This is a genomic window from Austwickia sp. TVS 96-490-7B (assembly GCF_019331795.1).
Classification (GTDB): domain Bacteria; phylum Actinomycetota; class Actinomycetes; order Actinomycetales; family Dermatophilaceae; genus Austwickia.
Genome location: NZ_JAHPZL010000008.1, coordinates 177972 through 200846 on the forward strand (window position 1 = coordinate 177972; position 22875 = coordinate 200846).

The 22875-nt window shown below is 63.8% G+C and carries 21 protein-coding genes and 1 riboswitch; of the genes, 16 read left to right on the top strand and 5 right to left on the bottom strand.

The genetic code is table 11. The annotated features are described in order from the left end of the window. Positions 1–14: 14 nt before the first annotated feature. The 3 genes from KEM60_RS11390 to KEM60_RS11400 are packed head-to-tail and all read left to right on the top strand — an operon-like array spanning position 15 to position 2633. Entirely contained in the window at positions 15–611 is a 597-nt protein-coding gene (locus tag KEM60_RS11390; protein WP_219107738.1) for a DUF5998 family protein, read from the top strand. Further along, the gene (locus KEM60_RS11395; protein WP_370626358.1) at positions 611–1864 is read left to right on the top strand and encodes an alkaline phosphatase family protein; all 1254 of its coding nucleotides are present in this window, start codon (positions 611–613) and stop codon (positions 1862–1864) included. Before KEM60_RS11390 ends, KEM60_RS11395 begins: the two co-directional genes overlap by 1 nt. Continuing rightward, the gene (locus KEM60_RS11400; protein WP_219107739.1) at positions 1857–2633 is read left to right on the top strand and encodes a thymidine kinase; all 777 of its coding nucleotides are present in this window, start codon (positions 1857–1859) and stop codon (positions 2631–2633) included. The genes KEM60_RS11395 and KEM60_RS11400 overlap by 8 nt, the downstream gene beginning before the upstream one ends. Here the strand turns inward: KEM60_RS11400 and sepH are convergent. Continuing rightward, the gene (gene sepH, locus KEM60_RS11405) at positions 2605–4050 is read right to left on the bottom strand and encodes a septation protein SepH (RefSeq protein ID WP_219107740.1); all 1446 of its coding nucleotides are present in this window, start codon (positions 4048–4050) and stop codon (positions 2605–2607) included. The two genes, KEM60_RS11400 and sepH, sit on opposite strands and share 29 nt — an antisense overlap. 188 nt (positions 4051–4238) lie before the next feature. Between sepH and KEM60_RS11410 the strand changes: the two genes are divergently transcribed. The 7 genes from KEM60_RS11410 to KEM60_RS11440 all read left to right on the top strand — a co-directional run bounded on the left by KEM60_RS11410 (position 4239) and on the right by KEM60_RS11440 (position 9384). Continuing rightward, the gene (locus KEM60_RS11410) at positions 4239–5372 is read left to right on the top strand and encodes a ferrochelatase (protein WP_219107741.1); all 1134 of its coding nucleotides are present in this window, start codon (positions 4239–4241) and stop codon (positions 5370–5372) included. Beyond that, positions 5369–6337: an inositol monophosphatase family protein gene (locus KEM60_RS11415; RefSeq protein WP_255574543.1), complete on the top strand. Its 969-nt coding sequence runs from the start codon at positions 5369–5371 to the stop codon at positions 6335–6337. Before KEM60_RS11410 ends, KEM60_RS11415 begins: the two co-directional genes overlap by 4 nt. 231 nt (positions 6338–6568) lie before the next feature. Next, positions 6569–6871 carry a DUF4193 domain-containing protein gene (locus KEM60_RS11420; RefSeq protein WP_219107742.1) on the top strand — a complete coding sequence of 101 codons (303 nt, stop codon included), beginning with the start codon at positions 6569–6571 and terminating at the stop codon, positions 6869–6871. 2 nt (positions 6872–6873) lie between these two features. Further along, entirely contained in the window at positions 6874–7335 is a 462-nt protein-coding gene (dut, locus tag KEM60_RS11425; RefSeq protein ID WP_219107743.1) for a dUTP diphosphatase, read from the top strand. A 64-nt stretch (positions 7336–7399) separates the two neighbouring features. After that, positions 7400–8209, top strand: a complete 810-nt coding sequence (locus tag KEM60_RS11430) for a DUF3710 domain-containing protein (protein ID WP_219107744.1) — start codon at positions 7400–7402, stop codon at positions 8207–8209. A 10-nt stretch (positions 8210–8219) separates the two neighbouring features. Beyond that, positions 8220–8594, top strand: a complete 375-nt coding sequence (locus KEM60_RS11435; RefSeq protein WP_219107745.1) for an OB-fold nucleic acid binding domain-containing protein — start codon at positions 8220–8222, stop codon at positions 8592–8594. Then, positions 8584–9384, top strand: a complete 801-nt coding sequence (locus KEM60_RS11440; RefSeq protein ID WP_219107746.1) for a DUF3159 domain-containing protein — start codon at positions 8584–8586, stop codon at positions 9382–9384. Before KEM60_RS11435 ends, KEM60_RS11440 begins: the two co-directional genes overlap by 11 nt. 102 nt (positions 9385–9486) lie before the next feature. Here KEM60_RS11440 and KEM60_RS11445 read toward each other — a convergent pair whose 3' ends face one another. Continuing rightward, entirely contained in the window at positions 9487–10167 is a 681-nt protein-coding gene (locus KEM60_RS11445; protein ID WP_219107747.1) for a TrkA family potassium uptake protein, read from the bottom strand. A gap of 49 nt (positions 10168–10216) precedes the next feature. Then, a complete protein-coding gene (locus KEM60_RS11450; protein WP_219107748.1) occupies positions 10217–10879 on the bottom strand; it encodes a TrkA family potassium uptake protein in 663 nt (220 codons plus the stop codon). 162 nt (positions 10880–11041) lie between these two features. Between KEM60_RS11450 and KEM60_RS11455 the strand changes: the two genes are divergently transcribed. From KEM60_RS11455 to KEM60_RS11480, 6 genes are all read left to right on the top strand, one after another. Continuing rightward, on the top strand, positions 11042–13057 hold the full coding sequence (locus KEM60_RS11455; RefSeq protein WP_219107749.1) for an APC family permease: 2016 nt from the start codon (positions 11042–11044) through the stop codon (positions 13055–13057). Beyond that, on the top strand, positions 13054–14280 hold the full coding sequence (locus KEM60_RS11460; RefSeq protein ID WP_219107750.1) for a class I SAM-dependent RNA methyltransferase: 1227 nt from the start codon (positions 13054–13056) through the stop codon (positions 14278–14280). Before KEM60_RS11455 ends, KEM60_RS11460 begins: the two co-directional genes overlap by 4 nt. Positions 14281–14530: 250 nt before the next feature. Beyond that, positions 14531–17188 (top strand): aconitate hydratase AcnA, encoded by a 2658-nt coding sequence (gene acnA / locus KEM60_RS11465; protein ID WP_219107751.1) that lies wholly within the window; start codon positions 14531–14533, stop codon positions 17186–17188. Positions 17189–17597: 409 nt separating this feature from the next. After that, entirely contained in the window at positions 17598–18209 is a 612-nt protein-coding gene (locus KEM60_RS11470; protein WP_219107752.1) for a dienelactone hydrolase family protein, read from the top strand. A gap of 48 nt (positions 18210–18257) precedes the next feature. Next, on the top strand, positions 18258–18632 hold the full coding sequence (locus tag KEM60_RS11475; RefSeq protein WP_219107753.1) for an RNA-binding S4 domain-containing protein: 375 nt from the start codon (positions 18258–18260) through the stop codon (positions 18630–18632). A gap of 116 nt (positions 18633–18748) precedes the next feature. Then, positions 18749–18866: riboswitch (SAM riboswitch) on the top strand. A gap of 69 nt (positions 18867–18935) precedes the next feature. After that, complete coding sequence (locus KEM60_RS11480; protein ID WP_219107754.1) at positions 18936–20249, top strand: bifunctional o-acetylhomoserine/o-acetylserine sulfhydrylase; 1314 nt, start codon at positions 18936–18938, stop codon at positions 20247–20249. A 102-nt stretch (positions 20250–20351) separates the two neighbouring features. On the opposite strand, the gene KEM60_RS11485 is transcribed toward KEM60_RS11480, so the two are convergent. Together KEM60_RS11485 and KEM60_RS11490 are read right to left on the bottom strand one after the other, a co-directional pair. Beyond that, on the bottom strand, positions 20352–22229 hold the full coding sequence (locus KEM60_RS11485) for a long-chain fatty acid--CoA ligase (protein ID WP_219107755.1): 1878 nt from the start codon (positions 22227–22229) through the stop codon (positions 20352–20354). 255 nt (positions 22230–22484) lie between these two features. Then, the gene (locus KEM60_RS11490; RefSeq protein WP_219107756.1) at positions 22485–22808 is read right to left on the bottom strand and encodes a putative quinol monooxygenase; all 324 of its coding nucleotides are present in this window, start codon (positions 22806–22808) and stop codon (positions 22485–22487) included. Positions 22809–22875 lie beyond the last annotated feature (67 nt).

Below are 22875 nucleotides of genomic sequence, written 5' to 3' on the forward strand. Positions count from 1 at the left end.
GTGAAGATTGATCCATGAACACCCCCGGACGTCCCGCCGGCGAGCTGACTCTGCCCGCCGATCTCCACCGCGGCATCGAACAGGCTGGCTATTACCCGGCCCTGGTCGCTGACGTCGTCGCTACGGCGATCGCCGGGGACCAGGTGGTCTCCCACCTCGTGCATCAGGAGACCACCTTCGACCACGACACGGTTCGACGGCATGTCACAGTCCTGGTGCTCACCCCGACCCGTCTGGTCGTCGCCCATGCCGACGACCACGGAGCAGACGAGGATGCGCCGGTAGCGACTGTCACCGCCACCAGCGAATCGATCCCGCTGACCGGAGTCCGTGGAGTGATGCTCACCCACGTCGTCGCTGACCCGGAACGGTACCGGCGAGGAGCCCTCGGCCACGAAATTACCGTCACGATCGGGTGGGGATCGGTCAACCGGGTCGATTTGCTCCCCGCGACCTGCGGCGACCCCAATTGTGACGCCGACCACGGCTATGAGGGCACCGTCACTGCGGACGACATCAGTCTGCGCATCAGCTCCGTCGCTGACGGGGAAGCCAAACTCCGGGAAGCCATGGGCTTCGCGCACGCTTTGCAGGCCGCGACGGCCCGGTGATGGTGGGTCTGCACGAATCCCCAGATGAGGCAGCTCATTGCGGGTCGGTGAGCGCTGCCACCGACCCTGAGTTGATGACACCGAGGTACGACGGCGCAGGCCTAGCCGGGGTGCTCCCTGCAGTGTCTGCGGCCCTCGGAGTTCCGCTACCAGGCTTGCCCTCCCCGCAAGACCCTGACTGGCCCATGCCGGCTGTGCCGCCAGCCCGGCGGGCCGTGGTGGTGCTCGTCGACGGTCTGGGCTTGGAGTTGCTCCGACGACGCAGCGGTCATGCGCCGTACCTGCGTTCGTTGCTGCCAGACGCGGGCGCGATCACCTCTGGGTTTCCCTCCACGACGGCGACCAGCATGGGGACCTTCGGCACCGGGCTTCCCCCGGGCGCGCACGGCCTGGTCGGATACGAGGTGCTCGTTCCTGAACGCGACCGACTGGTTAACGAACTCAGCTGGCTCGACGGACCTGATCCGCTCGCTTGGCAACCCTCGTCCACGGTCTTCGAGCAGCTCACAGCCGCGGACGTCCCAGTCACGATGATTGGTCCGGCGTACTTCGACGGCTCCGGATTGACCCGAGCAGCGTTGCGGGGCGCGACCTTCCGGGCAGCCGACCAACCCCACGCCCGAGTTCCTGCAGCGTTGGCTGCGCTCCGGGCACATCCACGTTGCCTGGTCTACCTGTATTGGGGCGAGGTGGACCGTGCCGGACATGAACACGGTTGTGCCAGCAGCAAATGGGGGGAAGCAGTCGAGGAAGTCGATGCGGCGCTCCGACGACTCGCTGGTCAGCTGCCCCCGGACACGCTGTTGGTCGTCACCGCCGATCACGGCATGGTTGACATCCCCTTCGCTGACCGGATCGACCTCGCTATTGAACCAGAGCTCGGGGACGGGGTGCGACACCTTGGCGGCGAAGCCCGTTCCCCACAGCTCTATGTCCGTCCAGGTGCGACGACCGACGTCTGGCAGCGGTGGAACGAACGACTGGGCGACCAAGCGCACGTCCTCACCCGTCAAGAAGCGTTGGACGCTGGCTGGTTTGGCCCACCTGGCACCGCCGAAGCGGCTATCCGACGTGAAGAGGTCTCCCGACGTATCGGCGACATCGTCATCAGCTGCCGATCCGCAGTGGCCGTGGTCGACAGTCGCTGCCAACCACCTCGCTTGTTGCGGCTGCTGGGTTTGCACGGCGCCTTGACCCGTGACGAGGTCCTCGTCCCCTTGCTGATTCGTCATCCAGGAGGTGGCCGTGGCTGAGATGGTGTTCTTCTCCGGGACGATGGACTGTGGGAAGTCGACGTTGGCGCTGCAACTGGATCACACCCATCGCAACCGTGGCCGGGCTGGACTGATCTTCACCAAGTTGGACCGGGCTGGCGAGCGAGTGATTTCCTCCCGGTTAGGGTTGGAACGCCCAGCCGTTGAGGTCGTGGATGACCTCGACTTCTGGGAGGTGGTCGTCGACCATGCCAGTAGCGGCGGCCGGGTCGACTACCTCGTCTGTGACGAAGCTCAGTTCTACACCGCGGCGCAGATCGATCAGCTCGCCCGAGTCACCGACGAGCTCGGAGTCGACGTCTTTGCCTTCGGCATCACCGCCGATTTTCGAGCCCAATTGTTCTGCGGCAGCAAACGCCTCATTGAACTCGCCGATCGCGTCGAAGTCCTTCAGGTGCAAGCCTTGTGCTGGTGTGGGCGGCGCGCCACCCACAACGCCCGCGTCGTCGATGGGGTGATGGTGGTTGAGGGAGACCAGGTCGTCGTGGGTGACGTCAACGACGCTGCTGGTACGACGGCAGTTCCTGCCCCACCGGCGATGCCACGACCCAGCGAAGTCGAGTACGAAGTCCTATGCCGCCGGCACTACATGCGCCGGATGACCTCGCATGTTGCAGGTCAACGGTCGCCGTCCCCGGAAGTGTTGCCCTTCGACGTGGACAACAGGGCGCACCGATACCAGAGCACTCCACCCCCGTCCGCTGACCAGAGAGGACAGCTCACTCCCGACCGCGGTGACCAAACATGATGTCGTCCCAGCTGGGAACACTGGCCCGGCCCTTGGCGCGAGATCGAACCGTGCGACGGGCCGAATCCTCCGCATCACCGGTCCCTGGAGCCGTCGAGACGGTCTCGTCGTCATTTTCCCCGGTCGTGATCTCCACCCCGCGCTCATGGCCACGGCCATCCCGCCCGGAGCGGCGTACCGTCCGACCTGCCGCACCACCTAAACCACCACGATGGATGCCGTCCGGAAGGCTCTCCTCCCGCTGCCAGGTGTCCTCAACAGCTGGCCCTTCCTCTGCTGAAGGGCTCGTACGGCGAGGCCGTGGCGTCGGCCCGTTGCGCCGCACACGACGAGGACCCTCCTGGCGGGCCAGGGCAGCTGCCGCTGGTTCCGGGCGACCATCCACGTCATCAGGGCAAGGGTCACTGTGCGCACCCGGCGGAGGCGGCATGATCTCCGGGTCATAACCAAAATCCACCAGCGGAACGGCGTCCTCCGGGGTCGGCTCATCCAACGGTGGGACCGTCGTAGGAGACAAGTCCGCAGGACCGGCGTGACGGACATCAAGATGCGGGGACCGCCGTGACACCGCTGGACGAGAGGGCCCACCACGTCGCCCCGCCGCCGAATGATGCCGGACCGCATCCATCAGTTCAAAGCCGTCATCCTCCCCTTCCGGACCCCACTCACCCTCACTAGCATCGGCGACCTCCATGGGACGCGCGACATCTTCGACCGCCGATTCATCCACCGCCAGCCGCGAGGGGAAGGCCCGACCCTGCTGCTCACTGCTGTCGCTCCGACCAAAGGGCGTGGTCCGGCGGCCCCGAGTCGCCACCCGACTGGCGTGATAAGGCGATTCGGAATCGTCATCCGCGGAAAGCCACAACGCCTCGTCATCAAGAGCATGCACCGTCCCGGTCTGTCTGGAATACGACCACGACGCCTGCCTAGCCCGCCCACCAGCAGCGAAAGCCGCAACGACCGTCCACGCACCGTCCTCAGAACGCCACGAATCCCACACCACCGCATCCGCAGGAACGCCCCGCGAGGTCAACCGCTCAGTGACCCGCGCCGACAGTGTCGTCTCCGCCCCACCCTGGCGCGAACGCAACCGCGACCGCCCCGCCGACTCCGCAATGTATTCGCGCTCAGCCAGGATCGGCCCGTCATACCGATGCACTTTCTCCACGGTCCAACCGGCACGCTCAGCAGCCTCCTCCGCTGTGGCGCCCGCCCGGATCATGGCCTGCACCTCCCGCGGCCCCAACGTGCGAGAACGATCCGCCCCACCATTCCCGGCCATCGACCGCGCCTCGCGACGTACCGCCTGGCGCACCGCGTCGTCCAGACGAAGGCGATACTCGACACCGGAGCCATCAACAAGGAACAGGAACTCGCCGTCCTCGTGAACTCCGATCAGATGCAGGTCCTGCATGGTCGCCTCTCAGCATGGGGTAGATGCACGCCCGACTCTGCCACGTCAGGCCCGTCTGTGGTATCGGCCACGCCGCACGTCACTTCCAGACGTCCGCCCAGGGATCCCCCCACCCCACCGCAGCACGTCGACCCTACTCGACCCCGGTACGGTGGTCACCCCGACCGCCCAGCCGAAGGATCAAGAGCATGCCGACCGACGCGCTCGCGCCGTACGACGCCGTCCTCATCCATAGTTTCGGCGGACCGGAGCGGCAAGAGGACGTCCTGCCCTTCCTAGAACGAGTCACCGGAGGACGCGGCATCCCCCGAGAACGCCTGGAAGAAGTCGGCAGCCACTACACCGCTCGCGGCGGCCGCAGCCCCATTAACGACGAAACTCGTGCCCTACGGGACGCACTCGCAACAGAACTCGAACGTCGAGGAGCCCCCCGACCCGTGGTCTGGGGTAACCGCTTCGCTGAACCCTTCACCGCTCAAACGCTCACCGACGCCGCCGAGCACGGCTGGCGTCGCCTCATCGCCATCACCACTAGCGCTTATCCCTCGTACTCGGGATGCCGCTCTTACCGTGAAGACTTGGCAAGCGCGCTCACCGAGATCCGACGCGCTCACCCCGACATGCCGTTGCATGTCGACCGAATCAGCCCCTACGCCACGCACCCCGGATTCAGCCAGACCACAGCGCGTCTGGCCGCTGATGCCGTTGCCGCTCTGCTTCAGGACACCGGCTTGCCCGCGGACTCAGTCCGGCTGGTCTGCGTCACCCATTCGATCCCCCACGCCCAAGACGACATGTCTGGGCTCCCACCCGGCGGGGCCTACACGCGCTGGCATCACGAGATCACGGCCGCCGTCACTCACCATGTCGCCGTCACCCACGGTCTTCCCGACCTCCCAGACCTGGCCTACTGCTCTCGCTCGGGACCACCAACCCAGCCCTGGTTGGAACCAGACATCAGCGATCGCATCACCGCCCTCGCTGCAGATGGCGTGCGCGGCGTAGTCGTCGCCCCCGTCGGATTCACCGCGGACCACATGGAAGTCGTCTACGACCTCGACGAGACCGCAGCTGCAGTTGCCCACAGCCACGCGATGGCCTTCACCCGGGTGCCTACCGTGCGGTGCGACCCCGAATTCGTCGCTGCGCTCGCTGATTTGATCACTGAGCGTGCTGCTCAGGTCCGTGATCATGATGATATTTCTCCTCGTGCTGGGGATATTGGGTGTGCCCGGGGGTGCTGTCCTAATCCGCGGGGATGGCGCCCTGCTGTCGGGGAGGACGACGTGGAACCCACTGCTTTTTCGGGAGGGCAGGCATGAGCGATCCCGCAGAGTGGATGCCGTGGACGCGCGAGGTGCCCGCTGACGTCGCGGGGTGCGTGGGTGTGGATCTGGTTGAGTTGCGGCAGTTAGCGGTGGAGTTGGCCATTGACGGAGCGCTTCTGGCGCGGGACGGGCGGGGTGCGGCTTTAGCGCGTGCGGGGGCGGTGGACACGAAGAGCACTCAGACCGATGTCGTCACGGTGATGGATCGGGCAGTGGAAGAGCGGTTGCGGGGGCGGTTGGCGGTGGCACGCCCGCAGGATGCCGTGCTAGGGGAGGAAGCGGGTCAGCACGGTCGTAGCTCGCTGACCTGGGTTCTCGACCCGATCGATGGGACCGTCAACTACGTGTATGGCCGGGAGGAGTACGGCGTGTCGGTGGCAGCGGTCCTGGGGGATCCTGCTATCCCGGGTCGGTGGGTCACGGTGGCTGGGGCGGTGGCGGCACCGGCGCGAGGAGTGGTTTTTCATGCACACCGTGGTGGGGGTGCCCGTTGTGATGAGATCGGAACGGTACGCGGGGACATGGGCGGGGTAGGTGCTGAGGCGTCGGGGACGCTGTCGGTCACGTCGGTGGACGATCTGGCGGTGACCTTGCTGGCGACTGGTTTTGCCTATGACTCGGATCGGCGGGTGGAGCAGGCTCAGGCGTTGGTGCCGGTCTTGGGACAGGTTCGAGATATTCGCCGTGGGGGAAGTGCTGCTCTTGATCTGTGTGCGGTTGCGGCAGGGACAGTGGATGCATACGCCGAGCGGGGGGTGCATGTTTGGGATGTCGCCGCGGGGATGCTCATCGCAGCGGAAGCCGGTGCGCAGGTGGGTTTCTGGATTGCCGGGCCGCGCGCTGAGACCGGGGTCATGGCTGCGTCACCGGGGATATCCGCGCCGTTGGCGGCCCTGATGACGCAGGCGTATCTTGACGCGTCCCATCCGGTCGAGATGGGGGAGGGGCGCGTGGGATGACGGGTAGTGCTCTACCGCCGAGGTTTTGGAAGCGGGTCAGACGTCCAGTTTCGGACATGTCGAGGACCTTTGTGCGGGTCGAGGATGAAACCCGGCGTCTTTTGGTGCACAATCCCGCTTGGCCGGGCACAGAATCGCCGTCCGGCGCGTTCATCCTCAGGATCGACGCGGGCTCGCTCCGCGTCCCACCGATCAGGCGGTTTCCACCAGCATGCCAACAGGGAGAGTTTGATGGCGACTGATTACGACGCCCCTCGCAAGAGTGACGACGACGACCTCGGCGAGGACTCGCTTGAGGAGCTGAAGGCCCGACGGGGCGATAAGGCTTCCAGCAGCGTCGACGTCGATGAGACCGAGCAAGCCGAAGGCTTCGAGTTGCCCGGCGCGGATTTGTCCGGGGAGGAGCTTTCGGTCCGGGTCATTCCCAAACAGGCCGATGAATTCACGTGCTCACGGTGCTTCCTCGTTCATCACCGCAGCCAGTTGGCCAAAGAGGTCAACGGGCAGCCGGTGTGCTCGGAGTGCGCGGGCTGAACGTGTCGACACCATCGGTTCCGGTCCGGGCGATCCGCTTGGATATCGACCTTCCGCTCCCGGCGTACGCCCGTGATGGCGACGCCGGGTTGGACCTGTACGCCCGAGACGAGGTGACTTTGGCGGCGGGTGAGCGTGCTCTGGTGCGCACCGGGCTGGCTGTGGCTATTCCTCAGGGGTTCGTGGGTTTGGTCCATCCGCGCTCTGGGCTGGCGGCGAGATTAGGGGTGGGGATGGTGAACGCCCCAGGCACGATCGACAGCGGTTATCGCGGCGAGATCATGGTCAACCTGATCAACCATGACCCGGCGGAGTCGGTGAGTTTGCAGCGTGGCGACCGGATCGCCCAGCTGGTGGTGCAACCGGTGGTGAAGGTCGACCTCGTCGAGGTTGATCACCTTCCCCCCAGCGAGCGGGGTGAATCAGGACACGGCTCCAGTGGTGGTTTCGCACAGGCAGACTAGAGACGACCGCCCGCTGCATGGACGCACGGGCGGGCCGATGAAGACGGCAGTTTGAGGAGTAGGGATGGCACTGTTCCGGCGCCGGCGGCGCGATGATGACGACACGGTGGGGCGCCGTGTCCTCGTCACCGACGACCTGGGCTATGACGAGGAGTACGACGAGGAGTACGACGACGCGCTGGTTGATGACCAGGGTGATGACCGTGCCCCTGAGGTACCGCCGGAACCGACATTCGATCGGGCTCGAACTGGACCTTTCGACCGGGACGAGGTGAGCGACGAGGTTGGTGACCGCGTCGATCTGGGAAGTCTGTGGTTGGGGTCGATCGGCGGTTGCCAGTTGCGCATTGAGGTCGATCAGCAGAGCGGTGACATTCAGTCGGTGACGACTGATCTGTCAGGCAGCTCGATGCAGGTGCAGGCGTTCGCCGCGCCGCGTAGCGGCGGTCTATGGCGGGCGATCCGCACTGAGATCGCGGATTCCATCACCGAACGTGGTGGCGCGGTGGACGAGGTGACTGGTCCGTTCGGTCTGGAGTTGTTGACCAGATTGCCCTCGCGGGGGCCGGACGGTCGCACCGTCTATCAGGTGATGCGTTTCATCGGGGTGGATGGCCCACGGTGGTTCTTGCGCGCCGTGGTGACCGGTCCGGCAGCCTCGGAGGAAAGGGACATCGTTCCGTTCTACGACATGATCGGCAACACTGTGGTGCTGCGTGGCAGCGATGCCCGCCCACCACGGGAGATGCTCCCGTTGCGGTTGCCGAAGGAGCTGACGGAGCCCTCCGAGCCGGATTCTGCTGGATCTGGCCCGTTGCGGGTAGATGATCTGAAACCTTTCGAGCGCGGTCCAGAAATCTCTGAGATTCGGTGAGAGACCGCTGATGGCGTCGTTTCTCTCGCGCATGGCCGGTCGGTTGGCTCGCAGCCCGGAGCAGGTTGATGCCGAGGAGCTGTCCTTGCATTGCGCAGCTCTGGGCACGACTCATATCAGTGCGGTGCCTAACCGTGAGGTGGTCGAGGTCAGCGGAGAATTACGTTCGTTGACCTTGCCCCCGCGGTCCACCGTGCCGACCTTGACGGCAGAGTTGTACGACGGGACCGGCACGATGACCTTGGTGTGGCTAGGACGACGGGAGATTCCTGGGATCTCTCCGGGCGTCCGGTTGCGGGTGCGTGGGCGGGCCACTTACCGGAAGGGATCTCCCACCATTTTCAATCCTCAGTATCAGATCCTGCCGCGGCATCATGGCGACTGAACGCGACGGCGGATCCTCGGCGCGTGCCCTGGACCAGTCCCTCATCCGCACAGAATCGTTGCCGAGCATTGTCGCAGCACGGCTCGCTGATGGGTCATCAAGTTCTGAGACTCCTGGCACGGTCGAGGAGATGCTTCGGGAACGTCTGGGGCAGATGCTGGGCGGATGGCGTGGCGCGCTGGAAGCAGCGGTCCCGACAGTCGCTTTCGTGGTGTTTTGGTCGTGGCGATCCGATCTGTGGTTAGCCGTTGTTGCGTCGGCGGTGGCAGTCGCGGTCGCGGTCGCAGCCCGGCTTATGCAACGTCAGACGACCCGCTACGCCTTGACATCGGTGTTCGCGACGGGCTTAGCGGCGTTTTTCGCGCTCCGTTCTGGCCGGGCCGAGGACGCTTTCTTGCCGTCGATCCTGTGGAACCTAGGTCAGGGGCTCATCTATCTGCTGTCGGTGGTGGTGCGCTGGCCAGTGATGGGTTTCTTGGTGGCCTTGGCTGATCCGCGGTTGGTTGATGACCCAGAGTCGGTGACCGCTGCGACATTCACCCGGTGGCGACGCCACGCCGGGACGGTGCGAGTTTGTGCCCGAATGACATTGGTGCTCTCCGGATTGATGTTGGGTCGAGCTGCGATCATGCTGCCGCTCTATTTTGCGGAGAAGGTCGCCTGGCTGGGTATCGCGAAGGTCGTGTTGGGCTGGCCAGCGTACCTGGTGGTTGTCGGGGTGATCGCGGCACTGATCCTGCGCGGGCATACCCCGTTGGACGACGAACCGGTCGAGAAGAGCTCCACCTGACCGGTGCGTGCCTTATCACCCTAGGGGCGTTCCGGTCGGTGTGACCGGGACGCCCCTAGGCGTTGCTGGGAACTCGCCGAGAGCTAAACCCTCTTCTAGAGGTCAGTCCTCTTCGGGCCGTTGAGCGTTGGGGTTGAGCAGATGCTCCAGCCCGCTTTCAGCTTCTGGGGTGGTGACCAGGAGGAGTTCATCACCAATTTCGAGCAGGTCGTCCGCGGAAGGGGCGATGGCGCGTTGTTCGCGCACGATGCAGGTCAAGACGGTGTCCTGGGGCCAGGGCACATCGCTGATGAGGCGGCCAGCCCAAGGGGAGTCGTCGGGCAGGGTCATCTCGACCAGCACTGATCTGCTCTGCTGGAACTCGAAGATCCGCACCAGGTTGCCGATGCTGACTGCTTCCTCGACCAATGCCGTCATCAGCCGCGGGGTGGATACGGCGACGTCGACGCCCCATCCTTCGTCGAAGAGCCATTCGTTTTTGGGGTTGTTGACCCGGGCGACGGTGCGTGGCACCCCAAATTCGGTTTTGGCGAGTAACGAGACGACCAGGTTGGCTTTGTCGTCGCCGGTGGCGGCGACCACCACGTCGCAGCTTTCCAGGCCAGCTTCGTGCAGAGCGGAGATTTCGCAGGCGTCAGCGAGCAACCACGAGGCGTCGGTGACGCGGCTGGGTTGCACCTCAGCGGCATTGTGGTCGATGAGGAGGACCTCATGACCGTTGTTGATGAGTTCTCGGGCGATGGACCGGCCGACGCTGCCGGCCCCGGCGATGACCACGCGCATGCTTGCGTTCCTTCTGCTGGCGGCTGTCTGGTCGGACTGGACGGGAGGGTCAGTCAGTCGGTGGGGTGCGGTCGAGGATCTGCTCGACCTGGGGGAGTTGCTCTCCGGTGCACAGGACGTTGAGGATGTCGCCGTCCTGGAGGACGGTGTCGGTGACGGGAATCATCCCTTCGCCCAGTCGGAGTAGGTAGGCGACCCTGGTGCCGGTGACTTTCTCAATCCGGGTGATGGTCTGTCCGATCCAGGAGGGGTCGGCATGGACCTCGGCGACAACGACCTTGCCACTGGGGTCAGTGAACTGAGGGACGGCGCCCTGGGGGAGCAGACGACGCAGCATCCGGTCCGCGGTCCAGCGCACGGTGCCCACGGTGGGGATACCCAATCGCTGATAGATCTCAGCGCGGCCGGGGTCATAGATACGAGCGACGACGTTTTGGACGCCGTAGGTCTCGCGGGCGACCCGGGCCGCGAGGATGTTGGAGTTATCTCCGCTGCTGACGGCGGCGAAAGCATAGGCATGGGTGATCCCGGCCTGTTGCAGGGTGTCCCTGTCAAAGCCCAGGCCGGTGATACGTCGGCCCTCAAAGTCGGGTCCAAGTCGGCGGAAAGAGGTGGCATCGCGGTCGACGACAGCCACGTCATGCCCCTGCTGTTCGAGGGCCAGCGCGAGTGCTGCGCCGACACGTCCACAGCCCATGATCACGAAGTGCACGGCCTGACGGTACACCTCTCAATGGGCATCGGCCACGCTCAGGCACGTCGCAGGAGCCCATTGGCGGGTGGGGAGTGACGAGAGTGGGGTGGCGCTACTAGGAGGGTGCGGATACTGATCTCGACTGTGGGGTCAGGGGTGCATCCACCTACAGTGATCTCCGTGTCGAATGCCAGCCGTGCTCTCAAACGTGTCCTGATCGGTCGGGCGATGCGCAGCGATCGGCTGGGAGAAACGTTGCTGCCCAAGCGTATCGCCTTGCCTGTTTTCGCCAGCGATGCACTCTCGTCAGTGGCCTATGCCCCGGACGAGATCTTCCTGACCCTCGCTGCAGCCGGCGGTGCGATGGTCATGACGCATTCATGGCAGATCGGGCTCGCGGTGGCTTTTGTCATGGCGATCGTGGTGATGTCATACCGGCAAAACGTCCATGCCTATCCTTCCGGTGGTGGTGACTACGAGGTCGCCACTGTCAACCTGGGAGCCAAAGCGGGAGTGACGGTCGCCAGCGCCTTACTGGTCGACTATGTACTGACGGTGGCAGTGTCGGTCTCCTCTGGAGTTCAAAACGCTGCTGCGGCGCTACCTCAGGTGCGAGGGCATGAAACAGAGATCGCAGTGGTGTTGGTGATCTTGCTGACGGCGATGAACCTGCGTGGGGTCCGCGAATCTGGCACCTTGTTCGCCATCCCGACGTACGCCTTCATGATCGGGGTGGTCGTGATGGCGGTGGTGGGCTTCGTGCGGGCCGCGACCGGGACGTTGCCGATGGCAGAGTCGGCGCAGTTCGAGTTGGCCCCCGAGCCGGGAATGGAATCGTTGGCCGGGTTCGCGATGGTTTTCCTGATGCTGCGGGCGTTCTCCTCCGGGTGTGCAGCATTGACCGGGGTGGAGGCGATCAGCAATGGTGTGCCTGCGTTCCGGAAGCCGAAGAGCTCCAATGCGGCGATGACCTTGCTGCTGATGGGTTCGATCGCGGTGACGATGTTGCTGTCGATCATCGTCCTGGCTCGTCAAGTGGGACTGAAGTTTGCGGAGTTCCCCGCAGAGCAGCTGCTGCTCAATGGGCGACCGGTGGGTGATTCCTATGTGCAGGAGACAGTCCTGGGCCAGCTGGCTGGGACGGTCTTCCATGACTTCCCACCGGGTCTCTACTACATCGCGACGGTGACGGGGATCATCTTGATCCTCGCAGCCAACACCGCCTTCAATGGCTTCCCCGTGCTGGCGTCGGTATTGGCGAAGGACGGCTATCTTCCTCGACAGCTGCATACCCGTGGCGACCGGTTGGCTTTTAGCAACGGCATCCTGATCCTGGCGGGTGCGGCGTGCGTGCTGATCGTGGCGTACGAGGCAAAAGTGACCGAGCTCATCCAGCTCTACATCGTGGGTGTGTTCGTCTCATTCACGTTGAGCCAGGCTGGGATGATCCGGCATTGGAATCGGTTGCTACCGGAAGCTACTCCTGCGGAGCGTCGCCAGATGCGGCGCAGTCGGGCGATCAACTGGATCGGCGCGACGATGTCGGCTCTGGTGCTGGCCATCGTGATGATGACGAAGTTTGAGCGGGGTGCCAAGTGGGCGATCGCCGCGATGATCGTGGTCTTCTTTGTGATGCAAGCGATCAACCGTCACTACCGTGCGGTCAGCAGAGAATTGGCCTTGGGCGACGACCCCCGGGAAGAACGGGCGTTGCCCAGTCGAGTCCGGGCGATTGTGTTGGTCAGCCAGATTCACAAGCCGACCATGCGAGCGGTGGCGTATGCGCGGGCGTCGCGGCCTTCCCATCTGGAGGCGATCACTGTCGATGTTGAGGCCGAGCAGACCGCGGCCTTGGCCAAGGAGTGGGACCGGCGCGAAATCCCGGTGCCGCTCACGATCTTGGACAGCCCCTACCGTGAGATCACTCGGCCAATTTTGGAGTGGGTCAAGGAATTACGCACTCGCTATCCCGAGGATGTCGTCACGGTCTATGTCCCCGAGTACGTCGTGGGACATTGGTGGGAGCATATTCTGCATAATCAGAGCGCGCTGCGGTTGAAAGCAGCGTTGCTGTTCACCCCCGGCGTGATGATGGTCAGCGTCCCGTGGCAACTCAGTTCCTCCGCTGGTGCGGAGTCCTGGTTTGAAGCCGTGGAGGCAGCGCCGACCGCCGGAGCCGCGAGGAGAGGCGAATGAGTCAGTCCAGACCGTCCCTGGTAGGGACCGAGTACGTCGTCGATATTGGCCCGGTCGCACATGGGGGGCATTGCGTGGCCCGACATGAGGGCCTGGTGTTGTTCGTGCGTCACAGCCTTCCAGGGGAGAAGGTGCGAGCCCGGGTGAGCGCTGGTCGCGGAGGCGATCGGTTCTTGCTCGCTGAGGCCATCGAGATCCTGGAGCCGTCACCGCGTCGGGTGTCTCCGGCATGTCGCTACGCCGGACCGGCTGGATGCGGCGGATGCGATCTGCAGCACGCGGATCCGGCGTACCAACGTGAGCTGAAAGGTGAGGTCGTCGCTGAGCAGTTACGGCGATTGGCGGGCATCGAGCGGGACGTGGTGGTGGAGGCGCTGCCCGGGGTGAGCGACGACGGGTTGGGGTGGCGGACCCGGGTAGACCTGGCGGTAGATCGTCAGGGGCGGACCGGTTTTCATCCGCACCGCAGCCGGGAAGTCCTCGATATCGACGAGTGTTTGTTGGCGAGCCCGCAGATCGCCCCGACAGGGGTGTTTGAGCGGCGGTATCCGCGGGCGAAGGCGGTGCATGCCGTGGTTTCTTCAGCGGGGGAGCGCGCAGTGGTGGCGGCGCCACAGGGGCTGAAACGCACTCCCACAATCCATGAGGTCGTGCAGGTTAATGGGCGCCCGGTGGAGTTTCGGCTCAATGCTCTGGGTTTCTGGCAGGTGCATCCGGCGGCAGCGCAGACCTTGGCGGATGTGGTGGGTGCGATGGCGCGTCCACGTCCAGGTGCGCGTTGTCTGGATCTGTACGCCGGTGCGGGATTGTTTGCGCGGGTCATGGCCGATGCCGTGGGTGCATCGGGTCAGGTCATAGCGGTGGAATCTGATGTGCGGGCGGCTCAAGCTGCCGCGGATCATTTTGATTCAGACGGCCAGGTGGAAGTGTGGCAGGGGCGGGTCGATCATGCGATGCCAGAGTTAGTGGCTCAGGGGGAGCCGTGTGACGTTGTGGTTCTTGATCCGCCGCGGACTGGGGCGGGCAAAGCAGTGATCGATCAGATCGCAGCGCTGCATCCTCAGCGGGTGGTCTATGTGGCCTGTGATCCGGCAGCGTTGGCGCGAGACCTGGCGTATCTGGCGCAGTGCGATCTGGTGTTGACGGATCTGCGGGTGTTTGACGCCTTCCCGATGACCCATCACATGGAGTGTGTGGCGTTGGTGGAGCCGCGTCGGGATTGATGTCGGGATAGAGGTCTCCTTCGGCTGAATGAGCTGGAGGAGACCTCTGTTGCTCTGGAGTCAGTGGTGGGCGGCCTGATGAGGGTCTTTCTGGGCGGTTTTTCTCGTGGTGTGGGATGAAGGGGCACTCCTGGGCGATTCGCCTGTGCTGGCGTGCGTGCTGCGGGAGGATCGGGGTGGGGATAGTGCGCATCGGGGTGGGGTGTGCTTAGATATCTTGATGTCGAGATAATTCACGAAGGAGCCAGACGTGAGCCACGACAGCTTCCAGGCCAAGGGCACCCTCACGGTGGGCCAGGCCTCCTACGAGATCTTCCGGCTGAGCAAGGTCGACGGCAGTCAGTCCCTGCCGTACAGCTTGAAGATCCTCTTGGAGAACCTGCTGCGCACCGAAGACGGTGCCAACATCACTGCCGACCACATCCGTGCGCTGGGAAATTGGGACGCCGACGCCCAACCCGACACGGAAATCCAGTTCACCCCGGCCCGAGTCGTCATGCAGGACTTCACTGGAGTCCCGTGCGTCGTCGACCTGGCCACGATGCGTGAAGCCGTCGTCGCGCTCGGTGGCGACGCCGCGCGGATCAACCCGCTCGCGCCCGCCGAGATGGTCATCGACCACTCGGTCCAGATCGATGTGGCAGGCAGCAAAGACGCCTTTGCCATCAACCAAGACTTCGAATACCGGCGCAACCAGGAGCGTTACCAGTTCCTGCGCTGGGGACAGACAGCGTTCGACGAGTTCAAGGTCGTCCCCCCGGGCACCGGCATTGTCCACCAGGTCAACATTGAGAAACTCGCGCGAGTGGTGATGGCCCGTGGCGGCCAGGCCTATCCCGACACCTGTGTGGGCACTGACTCCCACACCACGATGGTCAACGGCCTGGGTGTGCTCGGGTGGGGTGTCGGCGGTATCGAAGCGGAAGCGGCGATGCTGGGTCAGCCTGTCTCCATGCTCATCCCGCGGGTCGTCGGCTTTAAACTGTCCGGCCAGATGCCCACCGGTGTCACCGCCACCGACGTTGTTCTCACGATCACCGAAATGCTGCGCAAGCATGGCGTGGTCGGCAAGTTCGTCGAATTCTACGGCGCTGGTGTGGCCGCACTGCCGCTGGCCAACCGCGCCACGATCGGCAACATGAGCCCGGAGTTTGGCTCCACCTGTGCGATCTTCCCGATTGACCAGGTCACTCTCGACTACTTGCGCCTGACCGGTCGGGACGAGGACCAGCTCGCCCTGGTGGAGGCCTACGCCAAGGAACAGGGTTTGTGGCTCGACCCGACGGTCGAGGCGCGCTACTCAGAGAAGCTCGAACTTGACCTGTCCACCGTGGTGCCCAGCATCGCCGGGCCTAAGCGTCCGCAGGACCGCATCGAACTGTCCGCAGCCAAGGCGACTTTTGCCAAGACCCTGCCGACGTACACCTCTGACCCGACCAAGACTGTCGAGGTGACCACCGACAAGGGCACCTTCACTGTGGGCAATGGGCACGTGGCGATCGCGTCGATCACCTCCTGCACCAACACCTCCAACCCGTCAGTGATGATGGCTGCAGGCTTGCTCGCCCACAAAGCTCAGGCCAAAGGCTTGACGGCCAAGCCGTGGGTGAAGACATCAATGGCCCCCGGCAGCCAGGTCGTCACCGGCTACTACGAGCGCGCCGGCCTGTGGCCCGCCTTGGAATCCCTCGGTTTCCATCTCGTGGGGTATGGCTGCGCCACCTGCATCGGCAACTCGGGGCCATTGCATGAAGACATCAGCAAGGCCATCAATGACAACGACCTGGCTGTCACCGCAGTCCTGTCGGGCAACCGCAACTTCGAAGGCCGGATCAGCCCGGACGTCAAGATGAACTATCTGGCTTCCCCGCCACTGGTCATTGCGTATGCCCTAGCCGGGACCATGGACTTCGATTTCGAGACTCAGCCCCTCGGCCAGGACTCCGATGGTCAAGATGTCTTCCTGCGGGACATCTGGCCCAGCCCAGCAGAGGTCGAGGAGACCATCGCCCGGTCCATCACCCGGGACATCTTCGTCGAGGACTACAAGGATGTCTTCGCTGGTGACAGCAGATGGCAGAGCCTGGACACCCCTGAAGGCAACACCTTCTCCTGGGATGCCGCATCGACGTACGTGCGCAAGCCGACGTACTTCGAGGGCATGACCATGGAGCTGACTCCGGTGGCGGATATCCGTGGCGCCCGGGTGCTTGCCAAGCTGGGTGACTCGGTGACCACCGACCACATCAGCCCGGCTGGGGCGATTAAGCCGGACAGCCCGGCGGGGGCCTACCTGGCTGAGCACGGTGTGGAGCGCAAGGACTTCAACAGCTACGGCAGCCGCCGCGGCAACCACGAGGTGATGGTGCGCGGCACTTTCGCCAACATTCGGTTGAAGAACTTGCTGCTTGACGGCGTCGAAGGCGGATTCACCCGCAACTTCCTCAATGGTGGAGAACAGACAACGATCTTCGAGGCCAGCCAGGCTTATCAGCAGGCCGGGGTGCCGCTGGTCGTCCTGGGTGGCAAGGAGTACGGTTCGGGGTCCAGCCGTGACTGGGCGGCTAAGGGCACCCGGTTGCTGGGGGTCAAGGCGGTCATCGCGGAGAGTTACGAGCGGATCCACCGGTCGAACCTCATCGGGATGGGCGTGCTGCCGTTGCAGTTCCCTGCCGGTCAGAGTGCGGATGCTCTGGGCTTGGATGGCACGGAGTCCTTTGACATCTCCGGAGTCACTGAGCTCAATGAGGGACGCACCCCGAAGACCTTGCATGTCACTGCGACCAAGGTTGATGGCACCGTCGTGGAGTTTGACGCTGTCCTGCGCATTGACACCCCTGGAGAGCGTGACTACTACCGCAACGACGGCATCTTGCAGTATGTCCTGCGTGGTCTGGTCAACGCCTGATCTCGAGTGGTGTTCGGGTGGGCACGGCGAGCTGGCTCGGCGATGGTGACATCGCTGACTCCGGCACGTGGTGCGCAGTCGGTGAGGGGGCGCCCCGTGAGGCTACGGCCTGACGGGGCGCCCTCGCCTGTGTGGTCGTCGGTGGGAGCGGTGGCTTGTCCAGCTGGCAGGATCCGTGCTGCCAGGATTCAGGGGGTGTGCATCTGCAGGGGTTAATGTCTGTTCATCCCGAGTGACAGACGGGACGCGCGCGAGGTGTGCGGCCACTGATGACGGGCTCGGCAGAGTTCATCATCCTTCGCCACCGTTCGTTGCGTGGCGGTGGCATTGTGGTGGCACCGAAGGCGTCACGTCGACGCTTGGATGGCAGGTGCCGGGTCGGTGCCACTTCTCGGAGAGGGTACGTGTAGTGGCTGAAGTGGTGGTTTTCCACTCGGCGTTGGGTCTGCGGCCGGGCATCGTCGATGCGGCGAGTCGACTGGCGGATCACGGGCATCGGGTGCATACCCCGGATCTGTATGACGGCCAGGCTTTTGAGGGTGGTCGTGAGGGCTATGCCGCCGGGATGATGCGGATGGAAGACCTCGGGTGGACCGCTGTGGTCGACCGAGCGTGGGCGGCTGTCGATGATCTTCCCCAGTCAGTGGTCTATCTGGGGTTTTCGATGGGGGCAGGGATCGCTCAGGAGATGGCCATTCATCGACCAGGGGCTCGTGGCGCCGTACTCATCGGTGGTGGTGGTGCGTACGACGACGAACCGTGGCCATTGGGGGTTCCGGTGGACTGCCACCACATGGTCGACGACCCCTGGGTTGATGAGTATGCCCCGGTGCGGCTGGCCCGGTTGGCGGCTCGGGCCGGATCGTGCAGCAGCGTCTATCTCTATCCCGGTGATCAGCATCTCTTTTCCGATCCTGGGTTGGACGAGGAATTCGACTCGGATCTGACGGAGCTGATGTGGCGGCGCATCATGCGGTTCTTAATCCGGTTGGAAGCAGGCCACTATCCGGCTCGAGGGTGAAGCACGTGCCAGGGCCGCAGGACAGCAGGCAGGTCGTACGCTGACGTCATGGTGGAGGTCGGGAGCGTACGGGTCGATGCCTGGTTGTGGGCGGTGCGTGTGTTCAAGAGCAGGTCGATGGCTACAACGGCCTGTCGAGCCGGTCACGTGCAGGTGGACGGGGTCCGAGCAAAACCTGCGACATCGGTGCGTCCAGGCCAGCGGGTGGTGGTCACCGGGGGGCCCGTGACTCGCACCGTGGTGGTGGTGCAGTTGTTGACCAAACGAGTGAGCGCCCCGGTGGCGGCGACCGCGATGATTGACGAAACTCCGCCGCCCCCGCCGCGAGCGGAGCGACCTGCCGCGGTGGGGATGCGTGAGCGCGGTGCGGGTCGACCCACCAAACGTGAACGGCGGCAGCTGGATCATCTGCGCGGGCGGTGACTCACCCCGCGGAGACGTTGGTGTCGTCGTCATCTCAGGTTGTTGCACCTCAGGGCCTTTCCGCATCGTGGGATGGCCGTTCCGGATCGCGGATGAGGCTGGGTATCCTCGCCACAGGTCATGAGTACCAGCGTCACAGCCCCGGCTTGCTGGTCGGCAACCCTCCCACCGCGGCGGGGTGCCCCGGGTGAAGACCTGGTGGGTCGTCACGAGGACGGCTCACAAGCGCGGGCACCTTCGTGGTCCCCGACACCATCCACCTCCGGGGTGTGCGGCAGCCACCCCGCCGGCACAAGGAGCACCATGAGCGACTGGGCCTTCGAAACTCGCCAAATCCATGCAGGTCAAACCCCCGATCCGAGCACGGGTGCGCGGGCGCTACCGATCTACCAGACCACGTCGTACGTCTTTGACGACGCCCAGACCGCCGCTGCCCGGTTCGCCCTGACCGACCTGGGGCCGATTTATACCCGGCTTGGCAATCCCACCACTGAGGTCGTCGAAAATCGCCTGGCCTCTCTGGAAGGCGGCGTCGGTGCGCTCCTGCTCGCCAGCGGGATGGCCGCCACGACGTACGCCATCCTCAACGTCGCTCAGGCGGGTGACCATGTCGTTGCCTCGGCGGCGCTCTACGGCGGCACCTACAACTTGCTGAAATACACGCTGCCACGCCTCGGGATCGAGACGACCTTCGTGGCGGACCCGGCCGACCAGGCGCAGTGGCGCGCCGCGGTGCAGCCGAACACCAAACTCCTCCTCGGGGAGAGCATCTCCAACCCCGATCAGCAGATCCTCGACATCGCGGCCGTCGCGGCCATCGCGCACGAGGCTGGAGTGCCGCTGTTCGTCGACAACACGGTCGCCACGCCCTACCTGATCCGTCCCCTAGAGCATGGCGCGGACGTCGTGATCCACTCAGCGACGAAATACCTCGGTGGACACGGTACGGCGATCGTGGGCGCACTCGTTGATGGCGGCACCTTCGACTATGGCCGTGAACCAGGCAAATTCCCGCAGTTCACCACCCCACAGGAGAGTTATCACGGGCTTGTCTACGCTCGTGATCTCGGCGCCGATTCGGCCTTCGGTGTCAATCTCAGCTTCATCCTCAAAGCGCGGGTGGACTTGCTGCGAGACACCGGTGCCGCAGTCTCGCCGTTCAATGCGTTCCTGCTGGCGCAAGGCGTGGAAACGCTGTCATTGCGGATGGAACGGCATGTCGCCAATGCGCGGGCGGTGGCCGAGTTCCTCGCGGCCCACCCGCAGGTGGAGTCGGTCAACTACGCTTCACTGCCCGGCAACCGCGACCATGAGCGGGCGCAGCAGTACTGCCCGAAGGGGTCAGGCGCGGTATTCAGCTTTGAGATTGCTGGTGGATTGGAAGCGGGCAAGGCCTTCGTTGATGCCTTGGAGCTGCACAGCCACGTGGCCAATATCGGTGACGTCCGCTCGCTGGTCATCCACCCTGCCTCCACGACGCACAGCCAAGGCAGCGACGCTGACCGCGCAGGCGCGGGCGTGACCCCCGGATTGATCCGTCTCGCTGTGGGGATCGAGCACATCGAAGACATCCTCGCTGACCTGCGCAAGGGCTTCGCCGCCGCAGCTTCTCTGTGACGGTTCGGGTGGCCGGGGACCGCCCCGGCCGCCCGATCCAACCTCTCTGCGCTCAATCACCGATGATGCCCTGTGGCGCGGTGCACACGGACTGGGATGACGCTACCCTTCGGTCAAGGTCCCCGCCGCACCGTCCTCATACAAACGGTTCACCGTCTCCGAGAAATTCCTGATCACGACCTTGCGGCGTAATTTCATACTCGGAGTGAGTTCCGCATTTTCCACACTCAGGTCTCGCTCGAGAATGGAGAAGCGTTTGATGGTCTCCCATCGGTTGAGGCGGGAATTCAACTCGTCAATATAGCCTTGAATTAAGTCGCGAACCTGCGCAGAACTGACGATCTCTTCGTACGACGACCCGGCCATCCCATTCTTAGCTGCCCATGTCCTGATGGCGTCGGCATCCACAGTCACCAGAGCGCTCGCATAATGCTTACCCTCGCCGATCACGAGAAACTGGCTCACATATGGACATAATCCCTTAAATTGCGCTTCAATATGCGCCGGGGCGACATATTTTCCGCCGGATGTCTTGAACATATCTTTCTTCCGGTCGGTGATAGTCACAAAACCCTGCTCATCCTGCACCCCGATATCCCCAGTGCAAAAAAAGCCATCCGGCGTGAACACTTCTGCGGTCAGGTCAGGTCGACCGTGATATCCCCGCATCACCCCAGGTCCACGCACCAAGATCTCCCCATCGTCCGCGATCCGCACCTGCGCACCCGGCGCCGGCCACCCAATCGACCCAAACCGGAAACACCCCGCATGGGGACGATTGACCGTCGTGAATGCCGCCGTCTCAGTCAACCCATATCCCTCACAAATCAACAGGCCAAACCGAGCAAACCACCGTGCGACCTGCGGATCCAGTGGCGCCGAACCAGAAATGAAAAATCGGATCCGTCCCCCGAAGCGGTCCCGGACCTGACGCAATACCAGTGCATCAGCAACGACATATCGCATCCGAAGCCACAGGCCCGGTGATCGCCCCTGCTGCCGCGCCTCCGACATCACATCACCGACAGCCAACGCCCACCGAATCAACCCGGCCCGCATCCCGCTGGCCTCCGCTAACGTCAACTCGACCTTTGACTTCACCTTCTCAAAAATGCGAGGCGCAGCGCCCATCCACGTCGGCTGTATCACCGCCACGTTGTCGACGATCATGTCGAGTCGGCCATCGACCGCCGTCGGAAAACCAATCGTCAACGGCAGTGTCAATAACACCTTGCCAAACACATGCGACAACGGCAACCACAAATACTGCAGGTCCTGCGGGGTCAACAAACCCACCGACGCCACCGATGCCCCCGCCCACACAAACGCATCATGGGTCAACTCCGCCCCCTTCGGCGGACCCGTCGTACCAGAAGTATAAATAATCGTAGCGAGATGATCTTTGGTCAACAGATCAATCCGATCATCCACCATATGAGGATCCCCAGCTAAAGCCATCCCCCCACGAGAAGCCAATTCCGTGAACCCGATCACCAGGTCACCGTCTGCTACATTGTCGTCAAAACACACAATCTGCCGTAGCGCTGGAAGCTCTGACAGATGCTCGCGCACCTTTGCGACCTGCGCGGCATCCTCAGCGAACACCACCGTGCTGCCAGAATCGCGCAATAAATACGCCACATCTGAGCCCATCGTGCTGGGATACACCGTTGTCGTCGCAGCGCCTGCACACATTACCGCCAGGTCTGCTAACACCCACTCGAGACGAGTCGTGGAGATCAATGCCACCCGATCCTCTATATCCACCCCCACCCCGATCAGACCCGCAGCCAACGACCACACCGATTCTTTGGTCTCCGCCCACGACAAAGAAGACCACTGATCGCCATCAAAAAACTGGTATGCAATATCTGTCGCGCTAGCAGCAACCCGCTGTCGAAACAGATGCGCCACGCTCGGTGGTCGCTGCTCCAAGATGGAGTGGTCCACAACCTCGTGAGCAGCAGAGGCGACGCGCATGACGTGACTTCCCCTCATCCGAGGGCGGAATGACCGGAATCACCATGACGCTCAGAGGGGAAGCCCCGCGCAAACCCGGGGGAGCGACCACGTCGCGTCCGCCCAGTGGTCGGTGTCGATGATGCCCAAAGTAAGCCATTAATACGCCGAAAAGTCCCAGCCCGGACCGCCCGGTCGCCCACAGGGCAAAACCATAGGCAGGACGGTCCGGGCAGCAGTCCATCGGCACCGCGCTACGAGTGACTGCTGACCACGTCAGTCGACAGCGATTTCTCCCATGGGTCCCCAATCGTCGACTGGAACCGGGCAAGAAACGATGAGCGGGGTCGACGACAGATACTGGGGGAACTCCCGGCGCATCGCCTGAAAATGGGGGCTGTTGATGTGCTTCTCCGGGGCGTCGCCCTCTTCGAAGGCCTCCAACAACACAAAAGTGTGGGGGTCATCCAGGCTGCGTGACCACTCGAACCATTTGTTGCCCGGCTCCGCGCGAGTCGCCTCGGTGAACTCACGAGTGATGTCGGCCCAGCGATCGGCATGTTCCGGTTTCACGGCAAACTTGACGTTGATGAGAATCATGCATGTCAGCCTACGGACCACGACCTCCATGCTGGCCGCCGACCAGCCGGTCACTCCTTCACATCAC

Bases quoted from the DNA above. Each gene is read 5' to 3' on its own strand.
- KEM60_RS11390 (WP_219107738.1), top strand. From the start codon at position 15: ATGAACACCCCCGGACGTCCCGCCGGCGAGCTGACTCTGCCCGCCGAT.
- KEM60_RS11435 (WP_219107745.1), top strand. From the start codon at position 8,220: ATGGCGTCGTTTCTCTCGCGCATGGCCGGTCGGTTGGCTCGCAGCCCG.
- KEM60_RS11440 (WP_219107746.1), top strand. From the start codon at position 8,584: ATGGCGACTGAACGCGACGGCGGATCCTCGGCGCGTGCCCTGGACCAG.
- KEM60_RS11430 (WP_219107744.1), top strand. From the start codon at position 7,400: ATGGCACTGTTCCGGCGCCGGCGGCGCGATGATGACGACACGGTGGGG.
- KEM60_RS11410 (WP_219107741.1), top strand. From the start codon at position 4,239: ATGCCGACCGACGCGCTCGCGCCGTACGACGCCGTCCTCATCCATAGT.
- KEM60_RS11415 (WP_255574543.1), top strand. From the start codon at position 5,369: ATGAGCGATCCCGCAGAGTGGATGCCGTGGACGCGCGAGGTGCCCGCT.
- KEM60_RS11485 (WP_219107755.1), bottom strand. From the start codon at position 22,229: ATGCGCGTCGCCTCTGCTGCTCACGAGGTTGTGGACCACTCCATCTTG.
- KEM60_RS11490 (WP_219107756.1), bottom strand. From the start codon at position 22,808: ATGATTCTCATCAACGTCAAGTTTGCCGTGAAACCGGAACATGCCGAT.
- KEM60_RS11395 (WP_370626358.1), top strand. From the start codon at position 611: ATGGTGGGTCTGCACGAATCCCCAGATGAGGCAGCTCATTGCGGGTCG.
- KEM60_RS11480 (WP_219107754.1), top strand. From the start codon at position 18,936: ATGAGCGACTGGGCCTTCGAAACTCGCCAAATCCATGCAGGTCAAACC.
- sepH (WP_219107740.1), bottom strand. From the start codon at position 4,050: ATGCAGGACCTGCATCTGATCGGAGTTCACGAGGACGGCGAGTTCCTG.
- KEM60_RS11420 (WP_219107742.1), top strand. From the start codon at position 6,569: ATGGCGACTGATTACGACGCCCCTCGCAAGAGTGACGACGACGACCTC.
- KEM60_RS11475 (WP_219107753.1), top strand. From the start codon at position 18,258: ATGGTGGAGGTCGGGAGCGTACGGGTCGATGCCTGGTTGTGGGCGGTG.
- KEM60_RS11445 (WP_219107747.1), bottom strand. From the start codon at position 10,167: ATGCGCGTGGTCATCGCCGGGGCCGGCAGCGTCGGCCGGTCCATCGCC.
- KEM60_RS11460 (WP_219107750.1), top strand. From the start codon at position 13,054: ATGAGTCAGTCCAGACCGTCCCTGGTAGGGACCGAGTACGTCGTCGAT.